The organism is Streptomyces sp. NPDC046759 (assembly GCF_040645475.1).
In the GTDB taxonomy this organism is placed as follows: Bacteria; Actinomycetota; Actinomycetes; order Streptomycetales; family Streptomycetaceae; genus Streptomyces.
In genome coordinates this window covers 1-6,100 of the sequence record NZ_JBEYYJ010000071.1, presented here as the reverse complement: position 1 = coordinate 6,100, position 6,100 = coordinate 1, and the positions used below count along the sequence as shown (strand labels likewise).

At 65.8% G+C, this 6,100-nt stretch carries 6 protein-coding genes and 2 pseudogenes; 6 read left to right on the top strand and 2 right to left on the bottom strand.

From position 1 onward, the window contains the following. From ABZ919_RS41385 to ABZ919_RS41365, 5 genes and pseudogenes are all read left to right on the top strand, one after another. Nucleotides 1-258, top strand: a 258-nt coding sequence (locus ABZ919_RS41385; RefSeq protein WP_361259465.1) for a DNA-directed RNA polymerase subunit alpha C-terminal domain-containing protein, incomplete at its 5' end; no start/stop codon positions are given. A 396-nt stretch (nt 259-654) separates the two neighbouring features. Further along, nucleotides 655-942, top strand: a pseudogene (locus tag ABZ919_RS41380) (IS3 family transposase); the annotation flags it as partial. Between the two features lie 242 nt (nt 943-1,184). After that, entirely contained in the window at nt 1,185-2,246 is a 1,062-nt protein-coding gene (locus tag ABZ919_RS41375; protein ID WP_361259462.1) for an IS110 family transposase, read from the top strand. Nucleotides 2,247-2,314: 68 nt separating this feature from the next. Continuing rightward, nucleotides 2,315-2,521: a hypothetical protein gene (locus tag ABZ919_RS41370; RefSeq protein WP_361259459.1), complete on the top strand. Its 207-nt coding sequence runs from the start codon at nt 2,315-2,317 to the stop codon at nt 2,519-2,521. 381 nt (nt 2,522-2,902) lie between these two features. Continuing rightward, nucleotides 2,903-3,550, top strand: a complete 648-nt coding sequence (locus ABZ919_RS41365; RefSeq protein ID WP_361259456.1) for a hypothetical protein — start codon at nt 2,903-2,905, stop codon at nt 3,548-3,550. 246 nt (nt 3,551-3,796) lie between these two features. On the opposite strand, the gene ABZ919_RS41360 is transcribed toward ABZ919_RS41365, so the two are convergent. Together ABZ919_RS41360 and ABZ919_RS41355 are read right to left on the bottom strand one after the other, a co-directional pair. Beyond that, nucleotides 3,797-4,168, bottom strand: coding sequence for a GIY-YIG nuclease family protein (locus ABZ919_RS41360; RefSeq protein ID WP_361259454.1), 372 nt, complete (start codon nt 4,166-4,168; stop codon nt 3,797-3,799). Between the two features lie 408 nt (nt 4,169-4,576). Then, the gene (locus ABZ919_RS41355) at nt 4,577-5,356 is read right to left on the bottom strand and encodes a methyltransferase domain-containing protein (RefSeq protein WP_361259451.1); all 780 of its coding nucleotides are present in this window, start codon (nt 5,354-5,356) and stop codon (nt 4,577-4,579) included. A gap of 133 nt (nt 5,357-5,489) precedes the next feature. Here ABZ919_RS41355 and ABZ919_RS41350 point away from each other — a divergent pair. Further along, nucleotides 5,490-6,100: pseudogene (locus ABZ919_RS41350) on the top strand (IS5 family transposase); the annotation flags it as partial.

The following is a 6,100-nucleotide window of genomic DNA, read 5'->3' as shown; positions in this document are numbered from 1 at the left end:
CTCACCGTCCGCTCCTACAACTGCCTCAAGCGTGAGGGCATCCACTCCGTGGGTGAGCTCGTCGCCCGCTCCGAGGCCGACCTTCTCGACATCCGCAACTTCGGTGCGAAGTCGATCGACGAGGTCAAGGCGAAGCTGGCCGGCCTCGGCCTGGCCTTCAAGGACAGCCCGCCCGGATTCGACCCCACGGCCGCTGCGGGCGCCTTCGGCGCGGACGACGACGGGGACGCGGGTTTCGTGGAGACCGAGCAGTATTGAAGGCCGCGCCGGGTCGCGGTCGACCCGGCACCGCCTCGACCGTTACACCCGTACTCCTCGAGGGCTCTGGGCGCCAGCGCGGAAAATAGTGCTGTCCTTACGAAGGGATTTCGGTTCGCTCATCGCGATGAGTGGCCATGTCCTCCCGGGGCGTCAGACGGCCAATCAGTCAAGCCGCGACCACTGCATGAGCGCTTTCAGCCATACCCAGGTCCCAGGTCCACCGATGGTACGAAGGACCAGCAACGACCTATCAACACGGTAAGGACTAATGCAACTGGCCGACGAGCGCCCGAGTTGGAGGGGCTGAGCATCTCCTTTGGCCGGGTAGTCGGTGGCCGCACACTGAAGCGCTCCGGGTCTGGTGGAGGCTCGATTCCCTGAGAGGATCGAGTCATGGCCCGTCCGTCCCCCTACCCTGCCGAGCTTCGTGAGCGTGCGCTGCGCATGGTCGCGGAGGTCCGCCCCAACTACCCAACTGAGTGGGCCGCGATGAAGGCGGTCGCCGCGAAGCTGGGCATCGGTTCCGCCGGGACGGTGCGGACGTCGGTCCGCAAAGCCGAGGTCGACACCGGCCAGCGTCCCGGGGTGACGTCGAAGGAAACCGCGGAGATCAAGCGGCTGCGGGCCGAGAACGCCGAGCTGCGCCGGGCGAACGAGATCCTCAAGGCGGCCTCGGCTTTCTTCGCGTCAATGACAGAGTCTGAGACACGGGCCTATGGGTGGTGACAGAGTGACGGGCACCGGCGGGGCTGGCTCGTTTCTTTGCTGCCCCAGCGATGGTGGCTTGTCGGCGATGTGCCGCCCCGTCGGCCCGGGTCTCCGCCGCGGAGTGGCCTGATAGGAGCGTGCCGCGCGAGCCCGATTGAGGCGTGCCCCCGCGGTGGAGATGCCCATCGACTCTCCACCGAGCTGCGGAGGCTTTCGTGCACGTTGTCGGCATCGACGGACACAAGAAGACGCACACGCTGGTCGCGGTCGATCCGCTGGGACGCCGCGTCGGTGAGGTCACCGTCGCCGCGACCCCGGCCGGTCACTCCCAGGCGATCAAGTGGTTTGCCCAGTTCGGACAGGTCTTGTTGGCCATAGAGGACTGCCGCCATCTGACCCGCCGCTTCGAGGTCGACCTCCTGGTGGCCGGTCATGAGGTGGTGCGGGTGCACACCCGGCTGATGGCCGGGGCTCGCCGCTCGGCCCGCGAACGAGGCAAGTCCGACCCGATCGACGCCGAGGCGGTGGCCCGGGTGGCGCTGCGCGAACCCGACCTGCCCCGGGCCAGCCTCGCGGGCCCGGCCCGGGACGTGAAGCTCCTGGCCGATCACCGCCGCCGCCTGGTGCGCTCCCGTACCGCGGCGGCGAACAAGCTGCGCTGGTTCCTGCACGAGATCGATCCCGAACTGCCCGTGCCCTCTCGGGGCTTGCGCCGTTTGTGTGTGTTCGACGCGCTCGCTGCGGCCCTCGCCGACCATGCGGGCGTCGTGGTGGAGATCGCCCGCGACCTGGTCGTCGAGTGCCGACGGCTGACCGAGCAGATCAACGCGCTGGAAGCTCGGCTGCGTAAGCTGGTCGAGGTACTGGCGCCGTCGCTGCTGGCCATCCCCGGCTGCGGCGTGCTCAGCGCGGCCGTCATCATCGGCGAGACGGCCGGCGCCAACCGGTTCAAGTCCAAGGACGCCTACGCGCACTTCACCGGCACCGCCCCGATCCCGGTCTGGTCCTCCAACAAGATCCGCGTGCGCCTGAACCGGGGCGGAAACCGAGCCATCAACCATGCACTGCACATGATCGCGGTCACGCAGGTGCGCCGCGGCGGTGAAGGCGCCGACTATTTCGCAAAGCAGCTGGCCCGCGGCAAAACGCCCAAGGAAGCGGTGCGACTGCTGCGACGACGCATCTCCGACCGCGTCTTTCGGGCCCTGCTGGCCGACGAGGGCGCAGCCCAGCCGGTTGCGACCGCCGCTGACCTCCCGGTTCGCCTGGCAGCTTGACATAGGAGCATCGCCGAGCTCGACCGGCCGTCGAAGCGCTCGTAGCGTTCATCGACGCCCACCGGCAGGTGTTCGGAGTCGAGCCGATCTGCAAAGTCCTGACCAGCCACGGACTGAAGATCGCGACGAGCACCTACTACGCCGCCAAGAAGCGCGTCCCCAGCCCGCGGTCGGTCCGCGACGCTGAGCTGAAGACGCAGATCAGCCGTGTCTACACGGACAACTTCGGTGTCTACGGAGTGCGGCAGTTAGACACTCATGTGGGGTCTGGGTAGGCATCTGCGGGGCGGCTGTCGCCATCAGCGCCTGGCGAAGAGCGCATCGGCCATGCAGGACGGATAGATGCCGGCCCCTTAGCTCCGAAAGTTTGGGTCCCCCGGAGAGTCGGGAGCCCTGCTGACCTGCGGCAAGAGGTGCCTGGGTGCCTGACGGCCGTAGGTTTGGCCGCCCAGTGTTCTCCCCAGTTTCTCGTACGACCTGGCACGCGGCCCAACCTCTCTGCAGGATCCATCCTCGACGACCCGAGCTTGGCGATCCGTTCGCGCTCATATCAGTGCGCGATGAAGCTCCGGCGATGAGCGTAACTTCGCCGACTTCGGAATGATGTTGGTCGATCTAGGGGAGATTGCTCAAGCAGCCTAGGATGGGACCGGAACATGAACGAATTCTGGGCAGGTGTTGTCAGTTCGGTTGTGGTTAGCGCTGCATTTGCCTTGTTAGGTTGGATCGCCTCACCTGTGGCTCGGCTTAGATTCAGGCGCGCGCTTCTGAAAAGCATGGATGCGGAAATCGTAGAGAAGTTTGAGACTCAACGTAGCGCTGCCGCAGAAATCTCTGCTCGCTTGGCTGGAGCGCAAGAAGTGAGAATTCTGGCTGGTCGAGGAAATGAGTTACAGAGAGATACCTTCCGTGCCTTGTGGGCAGAGGCTGATCGCAAGGAACTCAAGATCTTACTGCCCGACCCGGAGAGGTCAGGGCCGGGAACCTGGATAGACGACCATCAGCAGGAGGCTCTGTCCTACGACGGCGGCCAGGGTGATCGAATGATCGAGGAGAACATACGCAGCAATGTGCAGTATGTGGGGAACAGGATCGCCCGTCTCGAACGGGCAGAAATGCGCCTTTACGATCTGCCGATCATTGCGCGTCTCATCATAACGGAGAAGTGGGCATTCATTACACCTTACTCGGAAAGGCGCCATGGTGCGGACTCTCCATGTGTCATGGTGATGTCCGGTAACCCGATTTATGAGTTGGCTGAGCGAATGTTTGTACAGTTCCAAAAGGCGAGTCGAGTTCCGTGATGGCAGTCGATAGCTCTAATCTCTCACAGAGCTTCAGCCGTGCGCAGTAGGGGTGGGACACCTTCGAGGCAGGTCACTTCTTCTTGCCCTGGGTCTTGTCGGGAATCTTGGTGAGCTGGGTTTTTGCTGGTGGGCAGCGTTCATGAGTGGCCGAGCGGTCGTCATTGGTCGTCGCTGGCTACTGTCGAGCGGCCTCGGACGGCCCAGAGGCGGCCAAGACAAGGGCGTGGCGACCCGCTCGGCGACCTACGCGCCGATGGGCAACTCTCGGGCTCGATGGCGTGCTTGGGCCCGTAGCTCCTTCAGGCGACTGTGGAACGTGTTGTGGCGGTTCTGGTCGAGGTTCAACGGGAGGTCGAGCTGAGAGATGAGCTGCGACTCCATGTCCCGCGGTTCGCTCTGCTCGATCCAGCACACCCGCGCGCTGTCTGCCATCCACTGGCTCAGGGTGGCTTCCCCGGCCTTACCGAAGGTCATCCGCTTACCGCTGCCCACGCGGCGCAGCTCAAGCCCGAGCAGACATCCGAGGGTGAGCCGCCGCGTCGAGCCGGCCGCGTTACCCCGGTAGTGGTAGCGCACCCGCTTGCGCAGGTTCTGCGTGCTGGTTCGGTTCGCCATGTACCGCGGGGCTATCCCGACGTAGAGCAGACGCCCGGCGTCCAGGTCCGGATGGGGCGACTGCTTGAAGCGACACCCGTAGACCCCTGCCGCCGCTGGGACAGGGCTCGGACGTACCAAGACCTCCTGCGCCGACCACAACCGATCAGGACTGACGAGAGCGGTAGCTTTCACGAAGCCTCCAGACGTGCCACGGTTGATCGCCGCAGGTTAGTGGTCGACGCTGACAGAGCGACCCGGGCCTGCGTAGCTGCCTGACATCAGCTTGGGAAGTTGCGATTACCAACGGCCCGTGGGTTCAGCGTGACTGAGGTGATTTCATTGGGAACCCACGGCGTCTTTGGCAGGCAGGCATGGAAGTGCGGTGGGTCCGTTGCCGCTGAATCGGCAGGTCCTTCACCACTGGGCTCACTCGGCGCGCTGTCCGACGCGGAGGACGCTCAGGTAACGGCGGGATGCTCGGTCGCCCATCCGCGTGCGGATGTGCTCGGCGATTGCGTCGAGCAGGGGCTCACGGACGTCGCGGTCGAGCCTCCGGTACAGCGACAACGAGCGAAGGTGATCGGCAAAGCCGTCCCCGTTGAACCACTGAACGGTTGGGTACCAGCGCACGATCGTTGGGCCGAACAAGTCTCCGGGGTCGTCGACCAGGCCCCAGCCCTCGTCGGTGGTGCGCACGTCGTCCTCCAGGGGAGGATGACCCCAGCCGGGGTTCCCGGGGCAGAACCGCTCGTGGAGATCGGCGGTCTCGGCGTACACCTCCGGCTCTCCCGGTCGGCGGACAACGACGTTGCCGAGCAGTGCCATCCAGCCTGCGGGATGGAGCACGTCGTGCGCTCGCTGCCAGCCGATCGAGGGGTCGACCCAGTGCCACGACGACGCAGCCACGAGGACATCGAAGCGTCGACCGCGGTCGTCCCACTCCTCAAACATCGACGTCTCGACTTCGACGTTGCCGAAGGTAGCGATCCGCTGGCGAGCGAGTGCAGCCATGTCCGTGCCCGGCTCGATGGCGGTCACTGAGCACCCGAGCGCTGCCAGCGAGCGCGTCGCCTGGCCGGTACCGCAGCCCACCTCCAGCACCGACGACCTTTCGTCCATGCCGGTGACGGTGACAAGGTCCGCGAACAGCTCGTCAGGGTATCCCGGCCGGACCCGGTCGTAGAGCTCGGGGACTTCGTTGAACACTCGGCCGAGGTCCTGCCGATTCGGGCGCATCTGCGGATCATCAGTCACGAGCGCACAAGCTATGAGGCTCGTCCACGGGGCACCACTGGTTCAGACATCGTTTCCTTTGGCGTGATCGCTCGTTGAGCCGTGCATGACGGATCTGGTGGAGCGGTTGGTGCCGGACGAGTTGTGGATGCTGTTTCGGCGGGTGGTCCCGCCGACGGAGGTCACACGCCCGCAAGGCGGCGGGCGACGGCGGGCCGGTGACCGCGAATGCCTGGCGGCGATCATCTTCGTGGCCACCTCGGGCTGCACTTGGCGGCAGCTGCCGCCGGTGTTCGGTCCGGCCTGGCCCACGGTCTACCGGCGCTTCGCCCAGTGGAGCCGGAACCGGGTCTGGGCCCGGCTGCACCGCGTCATCCTCGACGAACTCGGCGCCCGAGGCCGGCTGGACTGGTCGCGGTGCGCGATCGACTCCGTCAGCCTGCCGGCGGCAAAAGGGGGCCACTGACCGGACCGAATCCGACCCACCGCGGCAAGCCGGGATCAAAAATCCACCTCATCACCGACCGAAACGGCGTCCCGCTGTCACTGGGCATCTCCGGCGCCAACCTGCACGACAGCCTCGGCCTGCAGCCGCTCGCGCGTGGGATCCCGCCCATCCGCTCCCGCCGCGGACCCCGCCGCCGGCGTCCGGCCAAGCTCCATGCCGACCAGGGCTACGACTACGATCACCTGCGGAAATGGCTCCGCGAGCGTCGC